The following is a 24,456-nucleotide window of genomic DNA, read 5'->3' as shown; positions in this document are numbered from 1 at the left end:
TTACACGGATCGCAGGGAATCTTTCACAGAGTATTGTGCTCTGCGAAAGAGCAGAAATACCGGCATGGACATGTAATGAGCAGTGCCTGTTTTTGACTGCCATAGCATACAAGAAGGAGGTTTGAAGTATGATACATAATCATTCATCTGGAAAACACCGTCTGTGGAGGAAGATCCTCGCAGTCTGTATTGCGTTCGCAATGATCTGCAGTGTTTCCATCTCAGCGTTTGCGGTAGAGGCCAGCAGTGAAACAGCCAATGAAAATACTGAAACAGTACAGTCCGGATCCGCAGAGGAAGCAGAAGAGCTGACAGCCACAGAAGCGGAAAATGATCAGTCGGTGGATGAATCGCAATCGGAAGAACCTGCGGTGACAACCGGAGATGAAAATACAGAGGAACCGGCAGATGTTATCGAAACTCCATCTGAGGATCCGGAGCAGCCGGAAGAGCCATCCGTAGAGCCTGGCGAAGAGCCAATCCAGCCAGCAGATCCGACCGTGACCGAACAGCCGGAGGAGCCGACAGTCACCGAACAACCCGAAGAACCAACTGCGACACCGGCGGAAGATACAGATGCATCGGTAGATGAGGTGCAGGATGTGGAGATGGAAGTGCAGTCGGCTAAATGGCTATGGCCAACAACGGCACCAAAACCAACAACAGTACCAACGGAAACGAAAGCAGCAATTTATTATTTGTCTTCACCGGATGGCGTGCCGGGAAGTAATGATACAGATTATTGGAGTCCGGAATCCGATCAGAGTAAGCTATTGGGAGAAATCGATGTAACTAATGCAACCTGGAAAAATAATAAAAATGTTGTAAGTAATGTGAGTAATTATATTACTAAATGGCCAGATGGGACAACGAGTTCATCATGGACAGTTAGAAGAACAGATAATGAAATAAAGGTAGATAATAAAACATATTTTAATTACATTTTGGATTCTATTTGGGAGGCGTATAAAAAGAATGTAAGAGAGAAATTACAAGTAACTGATTTAACGGAAGATGATGTAACAGAAATTACTTTAGTACCATTTAAAATCTCTCGGGATAACAGTACTACAGAAAATCAATATTATCACATTGACTGTACAATCAACATTAAGTGCTCAAAAGTTTTTGCGGCTAAATTTTGGGTGAAGGAACCGGAAAGCAATGATTATAAATTAGTTGATGCAGCAAATTATAAAAAGGATAGTTCAGTTAATAAGACAAGTATAGTTCAAATTGGTTCCACTCGAGAAATTGATGGAATAACGTATATTCTGGATGGCTGGTATCCGGAAAAAGATCCAAACGGGAATGATAACAACTCAAAAATTTCAAATGAAAAGTGGCCATATTCTCCAAATGAAACAGAATTAGCAGATGGTACCGTAAATTTTTATGCTCACTACGCACCGCTTTATACGTCAGTAGATATCAAAAAAAATGTAACTGGAAATATGGGAGATAAGAGTAAAAAGTTCAACTTTATAATTTCTGTAGTAAATGGAAATACTAATCTTCCATTTAAAATCGGTGAGACACAGTATACAGGTTCAACGACAATTACACTGTCAGATAAGCAGACAACAAGACTGACACAGGTTCCAGTTGGAGCAACCGTAACGATCACAGAAGATGATTATTATAGCAACGATAGATATACGCCTTCCTATACAATAGACGATAACCCTTCTGTTTCGAATAATAGAGAGGCGAAAATAACATCTATTTCAAGAAGGGATAATGATGTTTCTCACGAAGTTACCTTTACCAACAACAAAGACGCAATCCCGGACACTGGGCTGGATCTCAATACAACACCATACATTCTGGCGTTAGGTATCGTAGCTGCCGGAGCAGGTGTGCTGTTATTCAGGCGCAGGAAGCGTTGGAATTGAAGGCGGTTATGATGAAGAAGAAACAGTCAGGGAAGAAAGGAAGCCGCAATGCTGGAGCAGAGCGGTTTCCACAAACAGAGGCGTTAAATCATGAGCACGAAAAGCTGAAGGAGTGGTTCCGGACGGTCAGGTTTCGGAAAGTGCTGTTTGGCGGAGTGGATGAAATTCATCTCTGGAAAAAGCTGGAAGAGCTGAATCAGATTTATGAAACATCCTTAAGTGCAGAACGTGCACGGTACGATGCACTGATCGCTGACCATCAGAAAAGCTGTGATGCCATGATTCGCAAATATAAGGAACTTGCTGAAAGAGGGACTACCGGACAGGATACAAATGTCTGATCTGTTCACAGGATATAGTTCCAGAGAAGAGGTGCGGAGGTGATGCGTGCTGAAAAAGATCAAACCTGTTCTCAGACAATCCGGAAAAGAAGATATTCTACAGAAATAAAGGAAGGCTACATCCGCCTTTTGTGGCGGGTCGTGTTGATCGTGGCCGTTGGCTGGCTGCTGTTTACACAGGTCTTTCTTATAGGCCAGGCACCGGATAATGAAATGTTCCCGGCAGTGGAAGCCGGAGATCTTCTTATCGGTTATCGGCTGGAACAGAATCTTGAAAAAGAAGATGTTGTCGTGTATGAAGCCGGCGGCAAAACTCATGTAGGGCGTATCCTGGGATGCGAAACCGACGTGATCACAATGGATGACACAGGAACGCTTCTTGTAAACGGAACAGCCCAGACAGGAGAAATTGCATTTCCTACATATGCAAAGGAAGGGATCACATATCCCTACACAGTTCCGGAAGGCAGTGTATTTATTCTGGGAGACTACCGAACCCATGCAAAAGACAGCCGTGAATTCGGCCCCATCTCCATAGAGAATGTGAAAGCAAAAGTAATCACTATACTTCGAAGAAGAGAACTGTAAAAAAGTAATTGTTCTCCCATTTCTGAGAGAACATAACAACAAATGTATAAGCTGCTTTTTATGAGCTTATAAATAAATTTATATTTCTAGGAGGATTTTCTTATGAAAAAGACAAAGAAACTGTTAGCATGTTTGATCGCAGCAGCCACCATGTTTACCATGGGAAGTACGGCATTTGCGGCAGAAACTGCAGAAGCTGAAACGAAAACACCTGTAGATTCTGTTACATTAACAAAAAGTTATAAGCTGGAAGTAGCTGATATGAAATCCCCGGCAGAAACTTTTAACTACACTGTAACAGCAGCTAATGTTACAGATGCAGCCAGCAATACTACAAAAGATAATATGCCGATGCCTAAAGTTGTTGCCTATACGACAGAATATACGGAGGGTGAAGCAACAGTAGAGGGTAAGGAGAAAACTTTTACCATTGAACTTCCAAATTATAATAGTGTAGGAATTTATTATTATACAGTTGCAGAAACTAAGGGTAATACTCTGGGTGTAACATACGATGAAAAAACGGTTACACTGAAAGTCACTGTTGTTAATAATAAGTCAGGAGATGGTTTCGACAGATATGTTACTGTTTATAAAAATATATCCAGTAACGAAAGTAGAAAACTTACAGAAGGTCAGAATGCATTTGAAAATACGTATTCAGCAAATTCTTTACCTGTAAAAAAAGTTGTAACTGGTAATCTTGGTGATAAAAATAAATTTTTCACTGTAACAGTAACTTTAAAAAATAATACAGGAAAGACAATGTCCAGTGATATTTCTTATAAAGTTGGAGAGGCAACAAATACTATCAAAGCAAGTGATTGGGAAAATAATATAGCAACAGCAGAAATCAACCTGAAACATGACCAGACAATTACTTTCACAAATTTACCATTTGGTGTGACATATGATGTAACTGAGGCAGATTATACTAAAGCTAAAGGTGGTTATGACGCCCCAGTGTATACGTATACAAATACTAATAAAACAGTTAATAAAACTTCTCAGAATGTGACAATTACTAACAACAAAGGTGGCGACATCGACACCGGCGTCAACCTCACAACTCTCCCATACATCCTCGTATTCGCAGGCGTGATCGTAATCGCAGGTGCAGCATTCATCACCAGAAGACGTAAATACGAAGACTAATGATCATCCAGGCAGCAGAGAGGAGGCAGTATGAACGCATCTAAGTTTTTTCTGAAAGCAGCCAACTCTCTGGTCACTGCCGTTGTAGCATTGTTTCTGATCCTGGCGGCGGCGTATTCCGGGTATGCACTCTGGGATAACGCACAGGTCTATGGCGCTGTGGACGACATTCAGTCACAGCTCTTAAAACTGAAGCCCGACCCGGAACAGAAAGACGGAGGCGCTTCTTTTGAAGAGCTCCGAAAGATCAATCCGGATGTCTGTGGATGGATCACACTGGACCACACAAAGATCGATTATCCGATCCTTCAGGGAGAAGATAACTTGACTTACATCAATACCGATGTATACGGTGATTTTGCTTTGTCAGGAAGCATCTTTCTGGATTCCGGCTGTGACAGAAATTTTCAGGGGAAATATTCTCTCCTGTATGGTCATCACATGGCAGAGCATAAGATGTTCGGAGATCTGGATCTTTACAGAAAAAAGAAATTTTTCAACAAAAACACCACAGGTACGCTGATCCTGCCTGACCGTTCCTACAAGCTGGAAATTTTTGCATGTATGCAGGTTTCCGCATCTGAGGATTCTATTTTTGCAACGGGAAAATGGCAGGCGGACACCAGCGGACTTGTGGATTTTGTCAGAAAAAACGCGGAACATGTCCATCAGCAGACAATGGATAACATTGGAAAGTCCGAAGATTTTTCCCAGATACTGGCAATGTCAACCTGCTCTTCGGAATTTACAGATGCAAGAACAGTTCTTCTGGCGGTAATGAAACCTTATTCGCCGGAGACGTAAGGAGGGGATGAAGACGAATATACGAAAATTTCCGGCAGTGCTCCTGCTTGCGGTTCTGTGCCTGACAGTTTTTCCGATTTCAGCTATGGCAGCTGGAGTTGCGGAAGTAAAGATTCCTGTCAGCGTGGAATTGTCAGGTGAGAAGCCATCTCCGGACGAAACTTATACGATCATTCTTCAGGGTGAGGACGAAGCACCCATGCCGGAAGAAAATACGATCACGATCACAGGTGCGGGGAAAGCAGAATTTCCTGCAGTGGAATATGCTGTTCCTGGCGTATACACTTACAGCGTTTCCCAGCAGCCTGGAAAGCTGGAAAACGGACATTATGACAATACCGTTTATTATGTGAAAGTAACAGTAACGAACGGAGAGTCCGGTGATCTGGAAGCAGTTGTGGTTGCACATACCGATGCACAGATGAACAGCGAGAAACAGGATATCGGCTTTGTGAATTCCTACGATCCTGTGGATACGCCGACACCTGTACCGGAAAATACACCGACACCACTTCCGGAAAAAACTCCGACTGCAGTGCCGACCAGAACTCCGGCAGCGACCATAACGAACACGCCGATAAAACCTGACAGCAATCCGCCTGCTTCCGGAACTTCTTCCTATACGGGAACTTCTTCCTATGCAGGAAATACTGGTTCCAGTCATGTAAAAGCTATGCCAAAAACAGGAGATAACACAAACATTGCAAAATGGATCGCAGTGATCTGCGTTTCCGGATGTGTGGTATTACTGGCAGCAGTATTTGTCAGAAGAAAAAAGAAAACGGATAAATAACAGGATCCGGACAGCGGTGCGGCAGGAAAAATTTCTACCGCATCGCTTTTTTTGACGAAATGTGAGGGACAGAGGATGGCAAACGGACTTAAACTGGAAGGTCAGAGATTTGGTCATCTGACGGTACTGAAAAAACTGGATGAGCGGGAAAACAGGTATGTTGTATGGCTGTGCAGATGTGATTGTGGAAATGAGATAAAAGTAAATACCAGACATCTGATGCGTGGGACTGTAAAGGACTGTGGATGTATTCCGGAAAACAGTGCCAAGAGAGGACCGGTGGCAGAAGACCTTACAGGCCGGCGTTTCGGGAAACTTGTGGCAGTAAAAAAACTGGAAAGTAAAAACGGCAGGACCAGGTGGGAATGTCGCTGTGACTGCGGGAATATGCATATTTCCACTGCACACAGCCTGAAAGCCGGAAAATGTACCAGCTGCGGTTGCGGCCATTATGTCAGAGGTCGCGGGATCACCGACATCAGCGGACAGCGTTTCGGGCGGCTGACTGCTCTCTATCATACAGATAAAAGGAGCAAAAAGGGCTCTGTGTTCTGGCATTGTCGGTGTGACTGCGGAAATGAAGTGGATGTGACAGAGGATGGCCTTCTTCATGGTAATTACAGAAGCTGTGGCTGTCTGAGACAGGAGATATGGAAGGAACTTCCCGGGCAGCTGCATATGGTAGATGGAACCTGTGTGGAGATGCTGGAAAAAAGAAAGCACCGCAGTGATAATACCAGCGGATTCCGTGGCGTCTATCAGCTGCGGAATGGAAAATACCGTGCTACCATCGGATTCAAGGGGAAACGATTTTATATCGGAACTTTTGTGGATTATCAGGATGCGGTCCAGGCCCGCCAGGAAGCGGAATCTACCATCCACGAAGGCTTTGTCCGCGCCTGGTACAGCTGGAACCGGCAGGCAGAAAAAGATCCCGGCTGGGCCAGAAATAATCCCCTGGTATACGAGATCCAACGGATCAACGGAGAGTTTCAGGTGACAACGAATATGAAAGAAAAAGAACTGCTGAAGTAAACTGAATATTCTTGCATAAGCTGTCGCATTAATGTGCTACAGCTTATTTTTTTGAAAAATACCGATAAAAATGCGGACAAAACCGAAAATAATGGTTAATATATACACATGCCTAAAAATCAAAAAATGAAAATTATACGAAATATATAATATAAATCCGGAACGGATAAAAAATATATAGACATATTTACAAATCGACATCGCGGATATCAATACCGGAAGAAGTGGTGAAATAACGGGAGGAAGAGAATATGCTGAAATTTTTTAAAGGAAAAGATAAAGGAAATTTAATCTATGCACCCTGCAAGGGTAGAGTGGTTCCCCTTGCGGAGGTTCCGGACCCTGTCTTTGCGGATAAGGTACTGGGTGACGGTTTTGCCGTGATCCCGGCAGACGGCAGGATATATGCTCCGGCAGACGGTGAGGTGGCAATGGTATTTGATACTCTTCATGCAGTTACGCTGACAAGCACTCAGGGCGCGGAAATACTGATACATATCGGACTGGATACAGTCACACTTAAGGGCGAACCCTTTAAAGCCCACGTTGCAGCAGGTGACAAGGTCAAAAAAGGTGATCTTCTGATAGAGGCTGATCTGGACAAAATTGAGAAAGCCGGTTTAAACACGATTATCCCGGTTCTGATCTGCAACACAGATGATTACGGAAAGATAAGCCTCCAGAAGGAGGGGGATGTTTCGGCGGATGAAGCCGTCCTCAAGCTTTCATGATCATCTTCATGCAGCTGACAGGCTTATAGCAGCCCGGAGATAGTAGCAATTTTCGGGGTGTTATAACCGGAGTGATCCGGTCAAATATATTTATTTTAAGGGAGGGGAAATATATGAAATTTCTTCAAAAACTGGGAAAAGCGTTAATGCTTCCGGTGGCAGTACTGCCAATCTGTGGTATCCTCATGGGTATCGGATACTGGTTATGTCCGGCAACCATGCAGGGTGGAGACATTCATGGCGCAGCCAATCTGATCGGTCTGTTTCTGGTTAAGGCAGGCGGAGCTCTGATCGACAACATGGCAATCCTTTTTGCTATCGGTGTTGGTGTCGGTATGTCAGAAAAGAATGACGGAACCGGCGGAATCGCTGCACTTGCATCCTGGCTGATGCTCACAACACTTCTTTCTACAGGATTTGTTACAACCATCATGCCATCAATCGCTGACAGTGCAACAAAAACTCTTGCATTTGACAAAATTGCGAATCCTTTTATCGGAATCCTTGCCGGTATTATCGGATCTACATGCTATAACAAATTCAAGAGCACCAAGCTTCCTGACTGGCTGTCATTCTTCAGCGGCAAGCGCTGCGTAGCGATTATCGCAGGAGTGGTTTCCATTATTGTATCTGTTGTATTACTGTTTGTATGGCCATTACTTTTCAGTGCACTTGTAGCATTAGGAAAAGCAGTTGCAGGTATGGATGTTGTTGGTGCAGGTATCTATGCATTCCTGAACCGTCTGCTGATCCCTACCGGATTACATCACGCACTGAACAATGTATTCTGGTTTGACACCATCGGACTTGGTGATCTTCAGCACTTCTGGGCAGGTGAAACCTCTGCAGATGTATCCTGGAGCCTTGGAATGTACATGTCCGGATTCTTCCCATGTATGATGTTTGGTATTCCTGGTGCAGCACTTGCAATGGTTAAATGTGCGAAACCTGCAAAGAAAAAAGTTGCCATCGGTCTTGTTGCATCTGCAGCGATCTGTGCATTTATCTGTGGTGTAACTGAGCCGTTCGAGTTTGGATTTATGTTCCTTGCTCCTGGCCTTTATGTAATTTATGCATTACTTTACGGTATCTTCACCATGATCACAGTTGCTCTTGGCTTCCGTGCAGGCTTCAGCTTCTCCGCCGGTGCGATGGATTTACTTTTCTCATCCTCACTTCCGGCAGCACAGAAGACATGGCTCATCCTTCCTCTTGGAATTGCAGCATTTATCGTATTCTATGTTGTATTCCTTTTTGCCATCAAGAAATTTGATCTGAAGACTCCGGGAAGAGAAGACGATGACGATCTTGAGGCAGAGAAGAATATCGAGCTTGCAAATGATGACTATACTGCTATTGCCGCGAAGATCCTTGAAGGCTGTGGCGGAAAAGAGAACATCACAAGCATCGATAACTGCATCACAAGACTGAGACTTGAGGTTAAGGATATTACAGCTGTAAATGATAAGGTGATCAAATCTGCAGGTGTTGCAGGCGTGATCAAACCTGGAAAAACTTCTGTACAGGTTATTATCGGAACCAAGGTTCAGTTTGTTGCAGATGCATTTTCTGCGCTTTGTAAATAATGGCTTTTTTGAAGTCAGGTATTTGTTAAAATAATTATGGGGGCAGCAGCAGAACTGTGAAAACGGTTCTGCTGCTGTTTTTTGTATACCTTATATTGACCGATACTTTCAAAAAGCGTACAATGTTACTTCGATAAAAGGCAACCGGTCAGTGCGTTTACGATTGCAATATTTCTACAGGGGGAATGAAGTTAATGAAATCCTGCATATTTCACAAAAAATATCTTTTAGCCGGCATATATATTATTTTTGTTCTGTTTACCTGCTGTAATTCCCGATTTTATCATACACCGCTGGCAAAAATATGTTCCGTAACAGAAAAACAGACTCTGAGCAGAGAAGGAACCAGGGGCTCAAAAGAATATTACTATACTCAGAATATTACGGCACGGATATTAAACGGTTCGCATAAAGGGGAAAAAATAACGGTCTCTAATGAATATACATCTTCTCAGGTTCAGACCAAGAAATATCATAAAGGAGACACCGTTCTTTTAAGCGGTTCAAAGGAAAGCCCCGGAAAAACGATACGTTCTGTAAAAAGGGATGGGTATCTGGCATTACTGGCAGGAGGATTATTTTTTCTTCTGATCTGCATTACAGGAAAGCAGGGATTTTACACGATCATATCACTGATACTGAATACAGTCATATTTGCGTATGGATTTCAGGCGTTTACAGAAGGGAAAAATATTTTAAATATCTGTAATGTCATCGCAGTTCTTTTTTCACTGACTACATTGATCTGCTTAAATGGAATTCATAGAAAAACATTTTCCTCAGTTCTTTCAACACTGTGTGTTCTGTTTCTGATCATGGCATTGTTTGAATTTTCTATTTATATGTACGGAGATCTGGATTATTCCAATCTGGAATACCTTGGAAGTACAGGCAATTCAGCAGATATATTCTGGGCAGATATTATGCTGACAGGACTTGGTGCAATTATGGATGTGACGGTGACGATCAGCGCAGCAGTAGGAGAGATCGTGCGGAAAAATCCATCGGTTTCTCTGAGAAGACTGATACATTCCGGTCGTGAAATCGGATATGATATTATGGGAACCATGATAAATGTACTGCTGTTTGTTCTGGCAAGCGGCATGATTCCCATGTTCATACTTAAGATGAATAATGATATAAGTTTTATAACGATCGTGAGATACCACATTCCATATGATATCTGTCGTTTTCTGATAGAAAGTATTGGAATTGTACTGGCAATACCGGTATCTGTTTTTATTGCTTCAGCGATTATGAAAATACCATCACGGAAAAGGGGTGTCAGAGAATGATCATTTTTCTTGCATTGATTTTAATTTTTCTGGTGATCTTGATTGGCGGAGAGCGTGGAGCCATGTCAATTATGACACTGGCGGGGAATATTGTAATTTTATTTTTTTCAATTATGCTGATGTCTGCCGGTTTTCCTGTACTGCTCCTGATATTGGTGGCAGGTGCAGGTGTCTGTTATATTTCTCTGTTTTATCAGAACGGAAATAATCCAAAGACGCGGGCGGCTTTTCTGGCTACACTGCTGGTAATGTTACTTTTGTTTATTCCGATTTATATTATTACGTGGAGATCAGGAAGTTACGGGTTAAATGAGCTGCAGATTTCGGAAGACGATTTTATGTATTATTACAGTACGGACCTTCATATTAACATGCTTCATGTAGGAATATTTGTAACTGTTTTCAGTACTCTTGGGGCTGTTATCGATACAGCATTATCTGTAACATCTTCTGTATATGAAGTCTGGACTCATAAAAACAGTCTGACAGCGAAAGAGCTTACAGCTTCCGGCTATCAGGTTGGGAAAGAAATTATCGGTACAACGGTAAATACGTTGCTGTTTGCTTATCTTGGAGGAACTATTTTATTATTTTCATACATTCAGACACAGCAATATAGCCTAGAGATCATTCTTAATTCCCAGTTCCTATTCCAGGATGTTGCAGCCATGCTATCTGGTGCGGTAGCCTGCCTTATTACCGTCCCGGTATCGATTAAATGTATTATTCGACAGATCTCATGAAGCATATCTCCACTGCACTGAATACGGAATCCATGGTCCCGATACAGATGTTCTTTTCTGTATTCAGCAGACGTGGGCTCTTTTTTATGAAAGCAGTTATTATATTTATGTATTTATGGGAGTGTTTTTTCAGGCAGTTCCATTTCTGATCCTGGGAGTCCTTCTATCTTCGGCGCTTAAGACATATGTATCGGAAAAATGGATCGTAAAATTACGGAAAATGTGAAGAAAGTGTGAAATTAGCACTCGCCTCTTGACAGTGCTAATAATGCGTGTTATAGTACATACAGAACAAAGGAAGAGAGAAAAAAGAAATCTTCCGGAGAAAGTTCTTACAGAATTTGCAGATGTTTTCAGAAACAGTAAATTAAAAACGCCTGCGCAGCACGCAGCGAATATAGATCAGGAGGAATGAGTTATGTTAATGCCAAGTATTTTCGGAGAAGATTTATTTGATGATTTTATGGGATATCCGACAGGCCGTCAGGCAGCTGCCAATGCTTATCCTCAGGTGAAGGATATGATGAAGACAGATATCCGTGATGTAGATGGCAATTATGAACTGGAGATCGATCTTCCGGGATTTAAGAAAGAGGATGTGAAGATCCAGCTGAAGAATGGTTATCTGAACATTCAGGCAACCAGAGAAGAGAAGAAGGACGAGAAGGATGATAAAGGTAAATATGTTCGCAGAGAACGTTATACAGGAACCTGCAACAGAAGCTTTTATGTAGGCTCGAGCATTAAGCATGAAGATATCCATGCGAAATATGAGAACGGAATCCTTCATGTAACCTTCCCGAAGGAAGAGACCAAGAAAGAAGCAGAAGAGAAGAAATTTGTTTCTATTGATTGATCAGCATTTATTGTGAAGCCCCGGTACTGGATTGCAAGCTCCGGGTGATGGGATATAGCATAATAACAATATCCGGAACAACCCAAACGGATATTGCAAATATTAAAGCTCCAAATTGCACATTGCATTTGTTTATATAAATGAATATAACCCCCTTTTTTCCACCCCTCTGCCAATGTCCGGCAGAGGGGTTCTTTACGTTTCAGCCTGAAGTACGGAGGTGAATTCTGATTACTGTTTACTGGTAATATTCCGCGAAGCGTGTTGCTGAGAACGGAGTGAACAGTAACGAATTCTGATTAACTTTACACTCTTTCCTCACTCTGTTATACTTGGAACAGGTAAACAGCGGAAATTCGGCAATACTATAAAATTGGGGAAAGAGTTTTTACAGAGGTGAATATATGGGAGATAAGATCAAGGTTATCATGGACTGTGATCCCGGAATCGATGACGGGATCGCACTGGCATATGCGGCAGCACATCAGGATGAACTGGAGCTGCTTGCAGTGACGACATCTGCAGGAAGTACCAGGATAGAAAGAGTGACCCAAAATGCACTGAAGCTGGTGGATTTTTACGGACTGAAGGTTCCGGTGGCAGGAGGCCAGGATCGTCCTCTTGTGAAAGCGGCAATTTATGCGGAAGAATTTCACGGAGAAACAGGGCTTGGTCATTGCGTACTGCCGGAAGCAAAATCAGAGGCTGCTTCTGACAATGCAGTGCTTTTTATCCGTGACATTCTGAATGCCATTCCGGAGGGCGAGCAGGTAGTAATGATCGAAACTGCACCAATGACTAATCTTGCACTTCTGTTGAAGGTTTTTCCTGAAATAAAGAATAAGATCAGAAAAATCGTATTTACAGGCGGCGCAGCAAAAGGCGGAAACATCACACCGGCAGCAGAATTCAACATCTACGCAGATCCTGAGGCGGCAAAGATCGTATTCGATTCCGGAATCCCACTGATCATGTGTGGACTGGATGCTACCCTGAAATGTAATCTCACCAGAAACCAGATCATGAAGCTGTGCCAGTCCGGTGATCCGGCAGCCAGAGCCTGTGGAGATATGGCTGGCTACGTACTTGAAAATTTTTCCAAATATCGCTGCGTGGCAAGTATCCATGCTGCTGTACCGTTTATGTATCTCATCCATCCGGAGTTCTTTAAAACAGAAAAAGTATTCCTGGATGTGGATTGTTCAGACGGTGCCGGACGGGGTGCCACATTATGCGATTTCCGCTGGTGGCTACACGAAGAAGATGAAATGAAAGATATGATTCTGACAGATGCAGATACAGAAAGCTTCCAGCAGGAGCTGTTTGAAGCGATTTATTCTGTGTCCGAATGCAAAAATATGAAATAGCCGGATACCGATCCGGAAACAGCTGCATTTATGAAGCAGCTGAGCAGTCAGATAAGAGGACAGAAAACCCATGAACTATATTGTATTTGACCTGGAATGGAACCAGAATCCGGATGGAAGAAGACATCCGGATAGTCGGCTCCCGTTTGAGATCATAGAGATCGGGGCAGTAAAATTAAATGAAAAAAGAGAGATCGTTGATACCTTTCAGTGCCTGATCAAGCCCAAAGTGTACCACTGGATCCACGACAGTATCCACGAAGTGATCCACGTGGATTATCATGAACTGGAAAAAGGCATCCCTTTTCCAAGGGCAATCCGCAGATTTCTGGAATGGTGCGGGGAGGAGTATCGCTTTTTTACCTGGGGAGACCAGGATGTGATGGAACTTCAGCGCAATATGAAATACTATAATCTTCTGAAGCTGATGCCAGGGCCAGTGCATTACTATGATGTGCAGAAGCTTTTCAGCATAAAATTCGAGGACGGAGTATCCAGGCGATCTCTGGAATATGCTACAGATTATCTGGAACTTCCCAAAAACCGGGATTTTCACCGGGCACTGGCAGACGCCAGCTATACTGCCAGGATACTCCTGGAGATCGATGAAGCCTGCATGATCCGCCATCCGTCCCTGGATGTATATCAGAATCCAAAATCCAGAGACAGCGAGATCTATATTTCTTATACAGACCATGACAAGTTTGTGTCCAGGGAATTTGTATCAAAGGAGCGTCTGATGAAGGACCGTACCATGGTAAGTACCATGTGTCCTATTTGCAGATGCCCTGCCAAGAGGAAGATCCGCTGGTTCAGTACCAACAATTCCAAGGTGTATTACAGCCTTGCCCTTTGCCATGAGCATGGACCTGTTGCCGGAAAGATCCGGATCCGAAAAACCGATGAGGGAAAATATTTCGGGGTGAAGACCCTGAGAGCAGAAGATACAGAAGCGGCGGATGAGATCCGTGAAAAGCACGAATCTCTCCGCCGCAGGAAAATGTTACGAAGCCAGGAGAAGATCTGATACGATGTTTCGTTCGTATTGCATTCCCCATCCGACCATTTGTTTCTTATAATAATATTTGCTTTTCAGACGCAGTGGGCCGACAGCATTCTGAAGAACGGCCTGGCGTTTGTTAAGCTGTGATTTTTTGATACCTTTTGGAAGAGTCACATAAACCTTTGTCTGATAATAAAACGGATAGGTGTTTCCGTTATTCTTAAGGATATATTTGTCACAAGGGAGTACCTTAAACGGGACTGGCTCCATGGACACCTTCATATCCACCTTTTCAAAATTTTCAAAACCATAATTAAAAAGAGAAGCGGTATCGCTGTAAGCATTTGCCGCGGAAGTAGAATTCAGGATCACGGCTACCAGCGTTATATTTCCTCGTTTGCAGTAGGTGACAAGTGTGTTGCCGGATGCATCCGTGTAGCCTGTTTTTCCGCCACGGACGCCTTCATAATAATATTCGCCGTTTTTCATCATCTTGTGATGATTGAGCAGCTGGCGGGCTTCCGCAAATTTATTGGTAGGCGGGATCTCGTAATAACGTTTGGTGCAGTATCGCCGGAAAAGAGGATTCAGCCAGGCGGATTTGGCGATCTTTGCCATGTCGGAGGCTGTGGTGTAATGATTTTCATCCGGAAGACCGTTGGGATTGTTAAAGTGTGTGTTCTTGCAGCCAAAAAGCTTGGCGCGCCAGTTCATGAGTTCTGCGAATTTCTTTACAGAGCCGGAAACTTCTTCCGCAACGGCGACAGACATTTCATTAGCGGACTGGAGCATGACAGCCATCAGGGCCTGATCCCTAGTGAATTTTTCACCGGGAGCAGCATAAATACTGGAATCTCCGGCAGTTACACTGGTGGAAGCTTTTTCAGATACGGTAATGTTTGTCTTAGTATTCAGATTTTCACAGGCAAGCAGTGTAGTCAGGATCTTTGTGATGCTGGCAGGGTAGAGCTGTGTGTCCGCATTTTTGGAATAAAGAACGGCTTCTGTATTTACGTCCATAAGGACTGCAGCCTGTGCTTCGATGCCGGGACCTTTGGGCCACCCGTCAATGGAATCGGTGTCGGCAGCCTGTGAATAATAGCTGGAGTGAGCAGGCGTGACTGCTGCGGCCTGACCATCAGGAACCGGTGTGGCAGTGACGATAGGATCACCATATTCATCGTATCCATAGGCAGCCGCCGCGCAGGGAGCTGCGCCTGTGAGCAGGATCCCTATGCCGAGAATGCCTGCAAAGATCCGGCGCAAGGATCGTTTTTTCATATTTTTCATAACAAGATACCTTTCAGTGATAAATCCGGGCGAGAAGGTTATTATTCATTTGAGAATCAGTAACCGAAAAAATCTTGCCCGTTTTGTGATGAGGTGCAGTATTTCATTAATTATAGCATTGTATTAATGAAACGCTGTATTTTTGCCCTCAAGATTCTGTAGTAGTATACCACTTTCCTCCCGGAAAAACCACTTGCAGTCTGTGAAAATTCCATTAAGAAGAAGTGAACATACATATAATAAGAAAAAATCCCTGAAAACACTTGACATATGGATTTTCCCCAACCTATAATAGACAGCGTATATAGAAAAAGCTGTGATGGAGACAGTAGGCCATATGGAAAGCTTGCAGCGAACCGGGGATGGTGGGAGCCCGGGACGAGTAAATATGGCGGAATATCACTCTTGAGCTTCAGTTCCGAAGTTGTCCGGCAGCAGCCGGAAGAATATCTGATATACAGATGATCATTAAGTAAGAACTGACGGATTTCCTCCGTTACAGGGAACATATATCGGCAGATACAAAGAATTGTCCGCCATGAACAGACATGGAACAACAGCCTGCGCCATAACACAGAGCATAAGAACACAGCAGAAGACGCAGGAATCCGGACACAGGCCCGTATAATGTAACAGGTGGTACAGCGAATCAGACTTCGTCCTTTTACAGGATGGGGTCTTTTTTTATAAGTGCCCGAAGCATTGGCACGAACAGGTATCTGTGAAGAAACAATCCGCTGTGGCCTTACAGATGAGGCAGCAGCCAGTAATCAGACACAGGAGGTAAATATTGTGTATCGTAAAGTTGACACGAATCTGAATTTTGTTGACCGTGAAAAAGAAGTCGAGAAATTCTGGAAAGACAACAAGATTTTCGAAAAGAGTATGGACAGCCGTAAAGAGGGCGAGACATACACATTCTATGACGGACCGCCTACCGCAAATGGTAAGCCACATATCGGACACGTTCTGACACGAGTTATCAAGGATATGATCCCGAGATACCGTACAATGAAGGGGTACATGGTTCCGAGAAAAGCAGGATGGGATACTCACGGACTTCCGGTTGAGCTTGAGGTTGAGAAGAAGCTTGGCCTTGACGGCAAGGAGCAGATCGAGGAGTACGGAATGGAGCCGTTCATTCAGCAGTGTAAGGAGAGCGTATGGAAATACAAGGGAATGTGGGAGGATTTCTCCTCTACCGTTGGTTTCTGGGCTGACATGGAGCATCCGTATGTAACATATGACAACAATTTCATCGAGTCCGAGTGGTGGGCGCTGAAAGAGATCTGGGAAAAAGGTCTTCTTTATAAAGGCTTTAAGATCGTTCCTTATTGCCCACGCTGTGGAACTCCGCTTTCCGCACAGGAGGTTTCTCAGGGCTACAAGACTGTTAAAGAGCGCTCTGCGATCGTGCGTTTCAAGGTTGTTGGTGAGGACGCATACTTCTTGGCATGGACAACAACACCATGGACACTTCCATCCAACGTTGCACTTTGTGTAAACCCGGATGAGATCTACTGCAAGGTAAAAGCAGCAGACGGCTATACCTACTACATGGCAGAGGCACTTCTGGACAAGGTTCTCGGCAAGCTTGCAAAGGATGATGAGCCTGCATATGAGATCCTTGAGAAATATAAAGGAACAGACCTTGAGCGCAGAGAATATGAGCCGCTTTTTGCATGTGCAGGAGAGGCAGCAGCAAAACAGCACAAAAAAGCTCATTTCGTAACCTGTGACAACTACGTTACCATGAGTGATGGTACCGGTATCGTTCATATCGCACCTGCATTTGGTGAGGATGACAGCCGTGTCGGACGTGAGTATGACCTTCCGTTCGTACAGTTCGTAGACGGACAGGGTAACATGACCAAAGAGACACCATACGCAGGTGTATTCGTAAAGAAAGCGGACCCGATGGTCCTCACAGACCTTGACAAAGAGGGCAAGCTTTTTGACGCACCGAAATTCGAGCATGATTATCCGCACTGCTGGAGATGTGACACACCGCTTATCTACTATGCACGTGAGTCTTGGTTCATCAAGATGACTGCAGTAAAGGATGATCTGATCCGTAACAACAATACTATCAACTGGATTCCGGAGAGCATCGGTAAGGGACGTTTCGGTGACTGGCTTGAGAACGTTCAGGACTGGGGTATTTCCAGAAACCGTTACTGGGGAACACCACTGAATATTTGGCAGTGTGAGTGCGGACATATGGAATCCGTAGGAAGCCGTCAGGATCTCTATGAGAAGAGTGGTGACGAGCGCGCGAAGACCATCGAGCTTCACCGTCCATACATTGATGATATCACCATGAAGTGTCCGGACTGCGGCAAGACCATGCACCGTGTACCGGAGGTAATCGACTGCTGGTTCGATTCCGGAGCAATGCCTTTTGCACAGCATCATTATCCATTTGAGAACAAAGACCTGTTCGAGCAGCAGTTCCCGGCAGACTTCATCTCCGAGGCTGTTGACCAGACAAGAGGATGGTTCTACTCCCTTCTTGCTGAGTCCACACTGCTTTTCAACAAGGCTCCGTATAAGAATGTAATCGTTCTGGGACATGTACAGGATGAGAACGGACAGAAGATGAGTAAGTCCAAGGGAAATGCAGTAGATCCGTTTGATGCACTGAACAAATACGGCGCAGATGCAATCCGCTGGTATTTCTACATCAACAGTGCTCCGTGGCTCCCGAACCGTTTCCATGGCAAGGCAGTTGTAGAGGGACAGAGAAAGTTCATGAGCACTCTGTGGAACACCTACGCATTCTTCGTACTGTATGCGAACATTGACAATTTTGATGCGACTAAATATACTTTAAATTACGATAAGCTTCCGGTTATGGATAAATGGCTGCTCAGCAAGCTGAATACCATGGTGAAGACTGTCGATGCGGATCTTGGTTCCTACAAGATTCCGGAGGCTGCAAGAGCACTTCAGGAATTTGTTGACGATATGAGTAACTGGTATGTAAGAAGAAGCCGTGAGCGTTTTTGGGCAAAGGGCATGGAGCAGGATAAGATCAATGCTTACATGACACTTTACACAGCACTGGTAACAGTTGCCAAGGCTGCAGCTCCGATGATCCCGTTCATGACTGAGGATATCTACCAGAACCTTGTAAGAAGCATTGATGCAGACGCTCCGGAGAGTATCCATCTCTGCGATTACCCGGAGGTAAACGAAGCATGGATCGACAAGGATCTTGAGGCAAACATGGAAGAGCTTCTTGAGATCGTTGTTCTCGGACGTGCATGCAGAAATACCGCAAACATCAAGAACCGTCAGCCGATCGGAACCATGTATGTAAAGGCTGAGAAAGCTATGGATAAATTCTACACAGATATCATCGCAGATGAGCTTAACGTAAAAGAAGTGAAATTCGCAGATGATGTAGAGTCCTTCATTTCCTACAGCTTCAAGCCGCAGCTTCGTACAGTAGGACCGAAATACGGCAAGCTTCTGAACGGCATCCGTACCGCACTCTCCGAGATCGACGGAACCGCAGCAATGAAAGAGCTGAGAGATAATGGTGTTCTCGTTCTTGACATTGACGGAAACAGAGTCGAGCTTGCAGAGGAAGACTTATTGATCGAAACAGCCCAGAGCGAGGGCTATGTGACAGAGACAGACGGTGAGACATCCGTTGTCCTTGATACAAACCTTACACCTGAACTGATCCAGGAGGGCTTTGTCCGCGAGATCATCAGCAAGGTTCAGACCATGCGTAAAGAGGCTGGTTTCGAAGTCATGGACAAGATCATTGTCTATGCAAAAGATAACGATAAGATCATGGATATCATGAAAGCAAACCAGGATGAGATCAAACGTGAAGTACTGGCAGAAAACATTATTCTGGGAGAAGCAGAGGGTTATACCAAGGAGTGGAACATCAATAAAGAGGCTGTAACACTGGGAGTATCCAAAGTACAGGAGGAAAACTAATGATTGACAAGCAGTTTGAGAAAGAGGAATTCAAAAAAAGTGTAAAAGAAAACGTAAAATTCCTTTATCGAAAAACACTGGAAGAGGCTACACAGGAGCAGATCTTTCAGGCTGTAAGCTACACTGTGAAGGATGTGATCATTGACAACTGGCTCAAGAGCCAGAAGGCGTATGAAAAACAGGACCCGAAGATCGTATATTATATGTCCATGGAGTTCCTTATGGGCCGTGCCCTTGGAAACAACCTGATCAACCTTGGTGCATACGGCGAGGTTAAGGAGGCTCTTGAGGAGCTTGGACTTGACATTAACTGCATCGAAGACCAGGAGCCGGATCCGGCTCTTGGAAACGGTGGACTTGGAAGACTGGCAGCATGCTTCCTGGATTCTCTTGCAACTCTGAACTACTGTGCATACGGATGCGGAATCCGTTACCGTTATGGTATGTTCAAGCAGGAGATCCGTGACGGTTATCAGGTAGAGGCACCGGATAACTGGCTGAAGAACGGCTATCCTTTCGAGCTCCGTCGTCCGGAGTATGCAAAAGAGGTTCATTTCGGCGGATATGTACGCGTTGAGTGGGATCCGGTGAAGAACGAGAATAAATTCATCCATGAAGGATATCAGGCAGTTAAGGCTGTTCCTTACGATATGCCGATCACAGGTTATAACAACGATGTTGTAAACACACTTCGTATCTGGGATGCAGAGCCGATCGTAGACTTCAACCTTGACTCTTTTGACAAGGGTGATTATCACAACGCAGTAGAGCAGGAGAACCTTGCACGTACTATCGTAGAGGTGCTTTATCCGAATGATAACCATATGGCAGGTAAAGAGCTTCGTCTGAAACAGCAGTACTTCTTCGTATCTGCCAGCCTTCAGGCAGCGATTGCCAAATACAAAAAAACACACGACGACATTACCAAGCTTCATGAGAAGGTTGTATTCCAGATGAATGATACTCATCCGACAGTTGCAGTTGCAGAGTTGATGCGCATTCTTATCGATGAGGAAGGTCTTGGCTGGGATCAGGCATGGGATATCACAACAAAATGCTGTGCTTACACCAACCACACCATCATGTCCGAGGCACTTGAGAAATGGCCGATCGAGCTGTTCTCCAGACTGCTTCCGCGTGTATACCAGATCATCGAGGAGATCAACCGTCGTTTCATTCTTGAGATCCAGCAGAAATATCCTGGAAACTTCGAGAAGATCAAGAAGATGGCGATCATCTATGACGGACAGGTTAAGATGGCTCACCTTGCGATCGTTGCAGGCTACTCTGTAAACGGTGTTGCACGCCTTCATACCGAGATCCTCAAGAATCAGGAGCTGAAGGATTTCTATGAGATGATGCCTGAGAAGTTCAACAACAAAACAAACGGTATCACACAGAGACGTTTCCTTGCTCATGGAAACCCGCTTCTGGCTGATTGGGTAACAGACAAGATCGGACCGGACTGGATCACAGATCTTTCCCAACTTTCCAAGCTTAAGGTTTACGCAGACGATGAGAAGGCTCTTCAGGAGTTCATGACCATCAAGTTCAAGAACAAAGAGCGTCTTGCAAAATATATCCTGGAGCACAATGGTGTTGAGGTTGACCCGCACTCTATCTTCGATATCCAGGTTAAGAGACTTCATGAGTACAAACGTCAGCTTCTTAACATCCTGCATGTGATCTATCTGTACAACCAGATCAAGGCACATCCGGAGATGGATTTCTATCCAAGAACATTTATCTTTGGTGCAAAAGCTTCCGCAGCTTACGCACGTGCAAAGAAGATCATCAAGCTGATCAACTGTGTGGCAGATGTTGTAAACAATGATGCTTCCATCAACGGTAAGCTGAAGGTTGTATTCATCGAGAACTACCGTGTATCCAACGCTGAGATCATTTTTGCGGCAGCAGATGTTTCCGAGCAGATCTCCACAGCAAGTAAAGAGGCTTCCGGTACAGGTAACATGAAATTCATGCTGAATGGTGCTCCGACACTTGGAACCATGGATGGTGCTAACGTTGAGATCGTACAGGAGGTTGGCGAGGAGAATGCATTTATCTTCGGTATGAGCTCCGACCAGATCATCAACTATGAGAACAACGGCGGTTACGATCCGGACTTCATCTACAACACAGATCCGGAGATCCGTCAGGTACTGATGCAGCTGATCAACGGAACCTTCTCCAGCGATACAGAGATGTTCCGTGACATCTACAATTCACTTCTCGACAAACGCAACATGCCGAGACCTGACCAGTACTTCATCCTTGGTGACTTCCGTTCCTATGCAGAGGCACAGAAGCGTGTTGAGGAAGCATATAAGGATGAGAAACGCTGGGCTAAGATGGCACTTCTCAATACAGCATGCAGCGGTAAGTTCACATCCGACAGAACTATCCAGGAGTATGTAGATGATATCTGGCATCTGGATAAGGTTGTTGTGAAAGAGAACTAAGATATAGAAAGTAATCTGCAAAGTATTACCATAAAATAAATTTCCACACAAAAACAGGGCTCGTCAGAAGTGGCGATGGCCCTGTTTTTTGTGTGGAAATTATGCCGGATTGATGACGATCCGGTTCCGTCTGGCCAGTGCAATGGCGATATGGCAGCCTTCCGCGATGGCGCAGGCTTTATCGGCAAAGCTGATGATCCAGGCTTCCCTGTTGCGTGGAAGAGGTCCCAGAGGGAACATATGTGAGAGTATCGCATCCAGCTCTCTGTCTGTGACATCAAAGTGTGCGGCACTGTTGTCTGCGGCGGCCTTCGGGTGATAAAACGCCTGATGCTCACCGGTTGGTGTCTCCGCCCTGAAGTCATAGGGACAGAAATCGTGGAGAAGCCCTGCCCTTGCGGCGGCTTTCTCGTCACATCCCAGCTTCCTGGCAATGAACCAGGAGAGGTAAGAAACATTGATACTGTGCATGAGCCGTGTGGTCCACTGGTGGTGGGTGTACAGGCTCAGCTTCAGGAACTCTCTGTTACAGAGGATGTTCTTCACAAGCGCATGATATTCCTGTGAGACCTCATCCGACACCGTGATATCCATCGGCAATCACCTTCTTTCTTTTGTTTATAATTTCATTATGACGATTATGGAGAAAAATGCAATAAAGTTTATATTTTTTTTATAAATTAGTTGAGACAAAATTTTTCAGAATGGAATCTTCTGTTTTTCATCTGTTTTCCATGACCGGAGATATGGTATAGTAATGAACAGAATTGGTGTCAGTGAAAATATTATGAAAAGACGGAGGAGAGAGAACGAATATGAAACCAGAAAAACTGATTGAAGTACTTTCTGTTGCAGAACGATTAAAAGATGCAGTGCGTCATTGCTATACATCCGGAGGCAGGCGGGAGAGTGTTGCGGAGCATTCCTGGAGAATTTCTCTGATGGCATATTTTGTCAGCGACGAGTTTCCGGAGGCAGATCTTCTGAAGATCATGAAAATGTGTCTGATCCATGATATGGGAGAAGCTTTTACCGGGGATATCCCAGCTTTTGAAAAAACAGTAAAAGATTCAGAAAAAGAAGCCGATGTGCTGGGTGAATGGGTGAAAACTCTGCCGGAACCATTTGATAAAGAGATGGCAGAACTGTATCAGGAAATGGAAGCACAGCAGACTCTGGAATCCAGAATCTACAAAGCTTTGGACAAACTGGAAGCGCTGATCCAGCACAATGAATCCGACATCAAAACCTGGATCCCACTGGAATATAACCTGCAGATGACCTACGGAAATGAACAGGTGAAATTCTCAGATTATCTGACGGAGCTTCGGGAGCAGGTAAGAGCAGATAGTGTGCGGAAGATTGAAAAATCTGTACACTAATTTGCACATCTCCATCAGAAACATTAAAAAAGAGGGAACCATTTTACGTGGTTCCCTCTTGTAAAAATTCCGATTTTATGCGGATTTCTTATTTACCAAAGTATCTCTTAAGCAGACCTGCGAATGCTTTTCCGTGTCTTGCCTCGTCCTTAGCCATCTCATGTACTGTGTCATGGATTGCGTCAAGGTCAGCTGCTTTCGCACGTTTTGCAAGGTCGAATTTACCTGCTGTAGCGCCGTTTTCAGCCTCTACACGCATCTGAAGGTTCTTCTCTGTGCTGTCTGTTACAACCTCACCAAGGAGCTCTGCGAATTTAGCTGCATGCTCTGCTTCCTCGTAAGCTGCTTTTTCATAGTACATACCAACTTCCGGATATCCTTCTCTGTGAGCAACTCTAGCCATTGCAAGATACATACCAACCTCAGAGCACTCGCCCTCGAAGTTCGCTCTCAGGTCTGCAAGGATGTCCTCGCTGACACCTTTAGCTACACCTACAACGTGCTCAGCTGCCCATGAGAGCTCGCCTTCCTGTTTCTGGAATTTAGAAGCTGGTGCTTTACATACTGGACAGGCTTCCGGTGCCTGCTCGCCTTCATAAACATATCCACATACTGTACATACCCATTTAGCCATAGTAATGATCTCCTTTTCTTTTTTGAAATATATTGTTTGTTTTTGTTTCTTCTAAATTAATAATAGTAATTATTACTATTTTATGATACCATGTGATCTTTGTTTTGTCAAGATTGTTTTTCTTCTTTTTTCAGGCATTCCTTGCAGATCCCATAGAAGCTTGCATCTACGTCAAAGACTTTTCCGTGGATAAATTCTGCAGCTGCCTGTTCAAGAATTCCGTTAAGGCTGTCTGACTGCATATCGATCACCCGGTTGCATCTGGTACACATGAAATGTGAGTGTGGTGCGACCCTTCCATCGTAGCGATCCGCGCTTCCGAAATTGGTCAGCTTCCGGATCTCACCGATGTCACTGAGAAGAGAAAGATTACGGTAGACAGTTCCGAGACTGATATTCGGGTAGATCTGTCGAAGATTCTCGTATACTGTATCTGCCGTTGGATGATCTGTTCTGGATCTCAGAAATTCCTTGATGGATTCTCGCTGACGGCTGTATTTAAGTGCTGCCATAATGTTTCCTCCTTTCAGTAATAGTAA

General features: G+C 44.3%; 21 protein-coding genes. 17 read left to right on the top strand and 4 right to left on the bottom strand.

What is annotated here, in order from left to right:
- The first annotated feature begins 128 nt into the window (after positions 1-128).
- From LI091_RS07860 to LI091_RS07795, 14 genes are all read left to right on the top strand, one after another.
- The gene (locus tag LI091_RS07860; protein WP_265191011.1) at positions 129-1,895 is read left to right on the top strand and encodes a DUF7601 domain-containing protein; all 1,767 of its coding nucleotides are present in this window, start codon (positions 129-131) and stop codon (positions 1,893-1,895) included.
- Between the two features lie 8 nt (positions 1,896-1,903).
- Positions 1,904-2,236, top strand: a complete 333-nt coding sequence (locus LI091_RS07855) for a hypothetical protein (RefSeq protein ID WP_147417229.1) — start codon at positions 1,904-1,906, stop codon at positions 2,234-2,236.
- Between the two features lie 42 nt (positions 2,237-2,278).
- Positions 2,279-2,824, top strand: coding sequence for a signal peptidase I (gene lepB / locus LI091_RS07850; protein WP_118368648.1), 546 nt, complete (start codon positions 2,279-2,281; stop codon positions 2,822-2,824).
- Between the two features lie 102 nt (positions 2,825-2,926).
- Positions 2,927-3,979, top strand: coding sequence for a DUF7601 domain-containing protein (locus tag LI091_RS07845; RefSeq protein ID WP_186582560.1), 1,053 nt, complete (start codon positions 2,927-2,929; stop codon positions 3,977-3,979).
- A gap of 30 nt (positions 3,980-4,009) precedes the next feature.
- On the top strand, positions 4,010-4,783 hold the full coding sequence (gene srtB / locus LI091_RS07840) for a class B sortase (RefSeq protein WP_114002479.1): 774 nt from the start codon (positions 4,010-4,012) through the stop codon (positions 4,781-4,783).
- A 7-nt stretch (positions 4,784-4,790) separates the two neighbouring features.
- Complete coding sequence (locus LI091_RS07835; RefSeq protein ID WP_022426561.1) at positions 4,791-5,576, top strand: Spy0128 family protein; 786 nt, start codon at positions 4,791-4,793, stop codon at positions 5,574-5,576.
- A 75-nt stretch (positions 5,577-5,651) separates the two neighbouring features.
- Positions 5,652-6,611 (top strand): aP2 domain, encoded by a 960-nt coding sequence (locus LI091_RS07830; protein ID WP_022426562.1) that lies wholly within the window; start codon positions 5,652-5,654, stop codon positions 6,609-6,611.
- A 251-nt stretch (positions 6,612-6,862) separates the two neighbouring features.
- Positions 6,863-7,342, top strand: coding sequence for a PTS sugar transporter subunit IIA (locus tag LI091_RS07825; protein WP_015526406.1), 480 nt, complete (start codon positions 6,863-6,865; stop codon positions 7,340-7,342).
- 113 nt (positions 7,343-7,455) lie between these two features.
- Positions 7,456-8,928 carry a PTS transporter subunit EIIC gene (locus LI091_RS07820; protein ID WP_250789732.1) on the top strand — a complete coding sequence of 491 codons (1,473 nt, stop codon included), beginning with the start codon at positions 7,456-7,458 and terminating at the stop codon, positions 8,926-8,928.
- Positions 8,929-9,122: 194 nt separating this feature from the next.
- Positions 9,123-10,223 (top strand): YibE/F family protein, encoded by a 1,101-nt coding sequence (locus tag LI091_RS07815; RefSeq protein WP_044960354.1) that lies wholly within the window; start codon positions 9,123-9,125, stop codon positions 10,221-10,223.
- Complete coding sequence (locus LI091_RS07810; RefSeq protein WP_059086598.1) at positions 10,220-10,966, top strand: YibE/F family protein; 747 nt, start codon at positions 10,220-10,222, stop codon at positions 10,964-10,966. The genes LI091_RS07815 and LI091_RS07810 overlap by 4 nt, the downstream gene beginning before the upstream one ends.
- A 418-nt stretch (positions 10,967-11,384) precedes the next feature.
- Complete coding sequence (locus tag LI091_RS07805; protein WP_015526401.1) at positions 11,385-11,822, top strand: Hsp20/alpha crystallin family protein; 438 nt, start codon at positions 11,385-11,387, stop codon at positions 11,820-11,822.
- Between the two features lie 404 nt (positions 11,823-12,226).
- Positions 12,227-13,189, top strand: a complete 963-nt coding sequence (locus tag LI091_RS07800; RefSeq protein ID WP_265191010.1) for a nucleoside hydrolase — start codon at positions 12,227-12,229, stop codon at positions 13,187-13,189.
- Between the two features lie 70 nt (positions 13,190-13,259).
- Positions 13,260-14,216 (top strand): 3'-5' exonuclease, encoded by a 957-nt coding sequence (locus tag LI091_RS07795; protein ID WP_059086600.1) that lies wholly within the window; start codon positions 13,260-13,262, stop codon positions 14,214-14,216.
- Here the strand turns inward: LI091_RS07795 and LI091_RS07790 are convergent.
- A complete protein-coding gene (locus LI091_RS07790; protein WP_092072923.1) occupies positions 14,193-15,482 on the bottom strand; it encodes a D-alanyl-D-alanine carboxypeptidase family protein in 1,290 nt (429 codons plus the stop codon). The genes LI091_RS07795 and LI091_RS07790 overlap by 24 nt on opposite strands.
- 792 nt (positions 15,483-16,274) lie before the next feature.
- On the opposite strand from LI091_RS07790, the gene ileS reads away from it, so the two are divergent.
- Both ileS and LI091_RS07780 read left to right on the top strand, forming a co-directional pair.
- Positions 16,275-19,439, top strand: a complete 3,165-nt coding sequence (gene ileS, locus LI091_RS07785) for an isoleucine--tRNA ligase (RefSeq protein ID WP_265191025.1) — start codon at positions 16,275-16,277, stop codon at positions 19,437-19,439.
- A complete protein-coding gene (locus tag LI091_RS07780; protein WP_021650270.1) occupies positions 19,439-21,901 on the top strand; it encodes a glycogen/starch/alpha-glucan phosphorylase in 2,463 nt (820 codons plus the stop codon). Before ileS ends, LI091_RS07780 begins: the two co-directional genes overlap by 1 nt.
- A 99-nt stretch (positions 21,902-22,000) precedes the next feature.
- On the opposite strand, the gene LI091_RS07775 is transcribed toward LI091_RS07780, so the two are convergent.
- On the bottom strand, positions 22,001-22,495 hold the full coding sequence (locus LI091_RS07775) for an HD domain-containing protein (RefSeq protein WP_173746229.1): 495 nt from the start codon (positions 22,493-22,495) through the stop codon (positions 22,001-22,003).
- 221 nt (positions 22,496-22,716) lie between these two features.
- Here LI091_RS07775 and LI091_RS07770 point away from each other — a divergent pair, with 221 nt between their 5' ends.
- Complete coding sequence (locus tag LI091_RS07770; protein ID WP_118752642.1) at positions 22,717-23,283, top strand: HD domain-containing protein; 567 nt, start codon at positions 22,717-22,719, stop codon at positions 23,281-23,283.
- 88 nt (positions 23,284-23,371) lie between these two features.
- Here the strand turns inward: LI091_RS07770 and LI091_RS07765 are convergent, their stop codons facing one another.
- Entirely contained in the window at positions 23,372-23,917 is a 546-nt protein-coding gene (locus LI091_RS07765) for an NADH peroxidase (protein ID WP_015526390.1), read from the bottom strand.
- A gap of 107 nt (positions 23,918-24,024) precedes the next feature.
- Entirely contained in the window at positions 24,025-24,429 is a 405-nt protein-coding gene (locus tag LI091_RS07760) for a Fur family transcriptional regulator (RefSeq protein ID WP_118752643.1), read from the bottom strand.
- Positions 24,430-24,456 lie beyond the last annotated feature (27 nt).

The sequence above is a fragment of the Blautia sp. MSK20_18 genome (assembly GCF_020553125.1).
GTDB classification, from domain to species: Bacteria; Bacillota; Clostridia; order Lachnospirales; family Lachnospiraceae; genus Blautia_A; species Blautia_A fusiformis.
Note: the sequence above shows the minus strand (reverse complement) of the source record. Positions and strands in the feature narration are given on the sequence as shown.

What these genes read in the sequence shown, in the direction of transcription:
- LI091_RS07860 (WP_265191011.1), top strand. Translation starts at nt 129, where the DNA reads ATGATACATAATCATTCATCTGGAAAACACCGTCTGTGGAGGAAGATC.
- LI091_RS07855 (WP_147417229.1), top strand. Translation starts at nt 1,904, where the DNA reads ATGATGAAGAAGAAACAGTCAGGGAAGAAAGGAAGCCGCAATGCTGGA.
- lepB (WP_118368648.1), top strand. Translation starts at nt 2,279, where the DNA reads ATGCGTGCTGAAAAAGATCAAACCTGTTCTCAGACAATCCGGAAAAGA.
- LI091_RS07845 (WP_186582560.1), top strand. Translation starts at nt 2,927, where the DNA reads ATGAAAAAGACAAAGAAACTGTTAGCATGTTTGATCGCAGCAGCCACC.
- srtB (WP_114002479.1), top strand. Translation starts at nt 4,010, where the DNA reads ATGAACGCATCTAAGTTTTTTCTGAAAGCAGCCAACTCTCTGGTCACT.
- LI091_RS07835 (WP_022426561.1), top strand. Translation starts at nt 4,791, where the DNA reads ATGAAGACGAATATACGAAAATTTCCGGCAGTGCTCCTGCTTGCGGTT.
- LI091_RS07830 (WP_022426562.1), top strand. Translation starts at nt 5,652, where the DNA reads ATGGCAAACGGACTTAAACTGGAAGGTCAGAGATTTGGTCATCTGACG.
- LI091_RS07825 (WP_015526406.1), top strand. Translation starts at nt 6,863, where the DNA reads ATGCTGAAATTTTTTAAAGGAAAAGATAAAGGAAATTTAATCTATGCA.
- LI091_RS07820 (WP_250789732.1), top strand. Translation starts at nt 7,456, where the DNA reads ATGAAATTTCTTCAAAAACTGGGAAAAGCGTTAATGCTTCCGGTGGCA.
- LI091_RS07815 (WP_044960354.1), top strand. Translation starts at nt 9,123, where the DNA reads ATGAAATCCTGCATATTTCACAAAAAATATCTTTTAGCCGGCATATAT.
- LI091_RS07810 (WP_059086598.1), top strand. Translation starts at nt 10,220, where the DNA reads ATGATCATTTTTCTTGCATTGATTTTAATTTTTCTGGTGATCTTGATT.
- LI091_RS07805 (WP_015526401.1), top strand. Translation starts at nt 11,385, where the DNA reads ATGTTAATGCCAAGTATTTTCGGAGAAGATTTATTTGATGATTTTATG.
- LI091_RS07800 (WP_265191010.1), top strand. Translation starts at nt 12,227, where the DNA reads ATGGGAGATAAGATCAAGGTTATCATGGACTGTGATCCCGGAATCGAT.
- LI091_RS07795 (WP_059086600.1), top strand. Translation starts at nt 13,260, where the DNA reads ATGAACTATATTGTATTTGACCTGGAATGGAACCAGAATCCGGATGGA.
- LI091_RS07790 (WP_092072923.1), bottom strand. Translation starts at nt 15,482, where the DNA reads ATGAAAAATATGAAAAAACGATCCTTGCGCCGGATCTTTGCAGGCATT.
- LI091_RS07780 (WP_021650270.1), top strand. Translation starts at nt 19,439, where the DNA reads ATGATTGACAAGCAGTTTGAGAAAGAGGAATTCAAAAAAAGTGTAAAA.
- LI091_RS07775 (WP_173746229.1), bottom strand. Translation starts at nt 22,495, where the DNA reads ATGGATATCACGGTGTCGGATGAGGTCTCACAGGAATATCATGCGCTT.
- LI091_RS07770 (WP_118752642.1), top strand. Translation starts at nt 22,717, where the DNA reads ATGAAACCAGAAAAACTGATTGAAGTACTTTCTGTTGCAGAACGATTA.
- LI091_RS07765 (WP_015526390.1), bottom strand. Translation starts at nt 23,917, where the DNA reads ATGGCTAAATGGGTATGTACAGTATGTGGATATGTTTATGAAGGCGAG.
- LI091_RS07760 (WP_118752643.1), bottom strand. Translation starts at nt 24,429, where the DNA reads ATGGCAGCACTTAAATACAGCCGTCAGCGAGAATCCATCAAGGAATTT.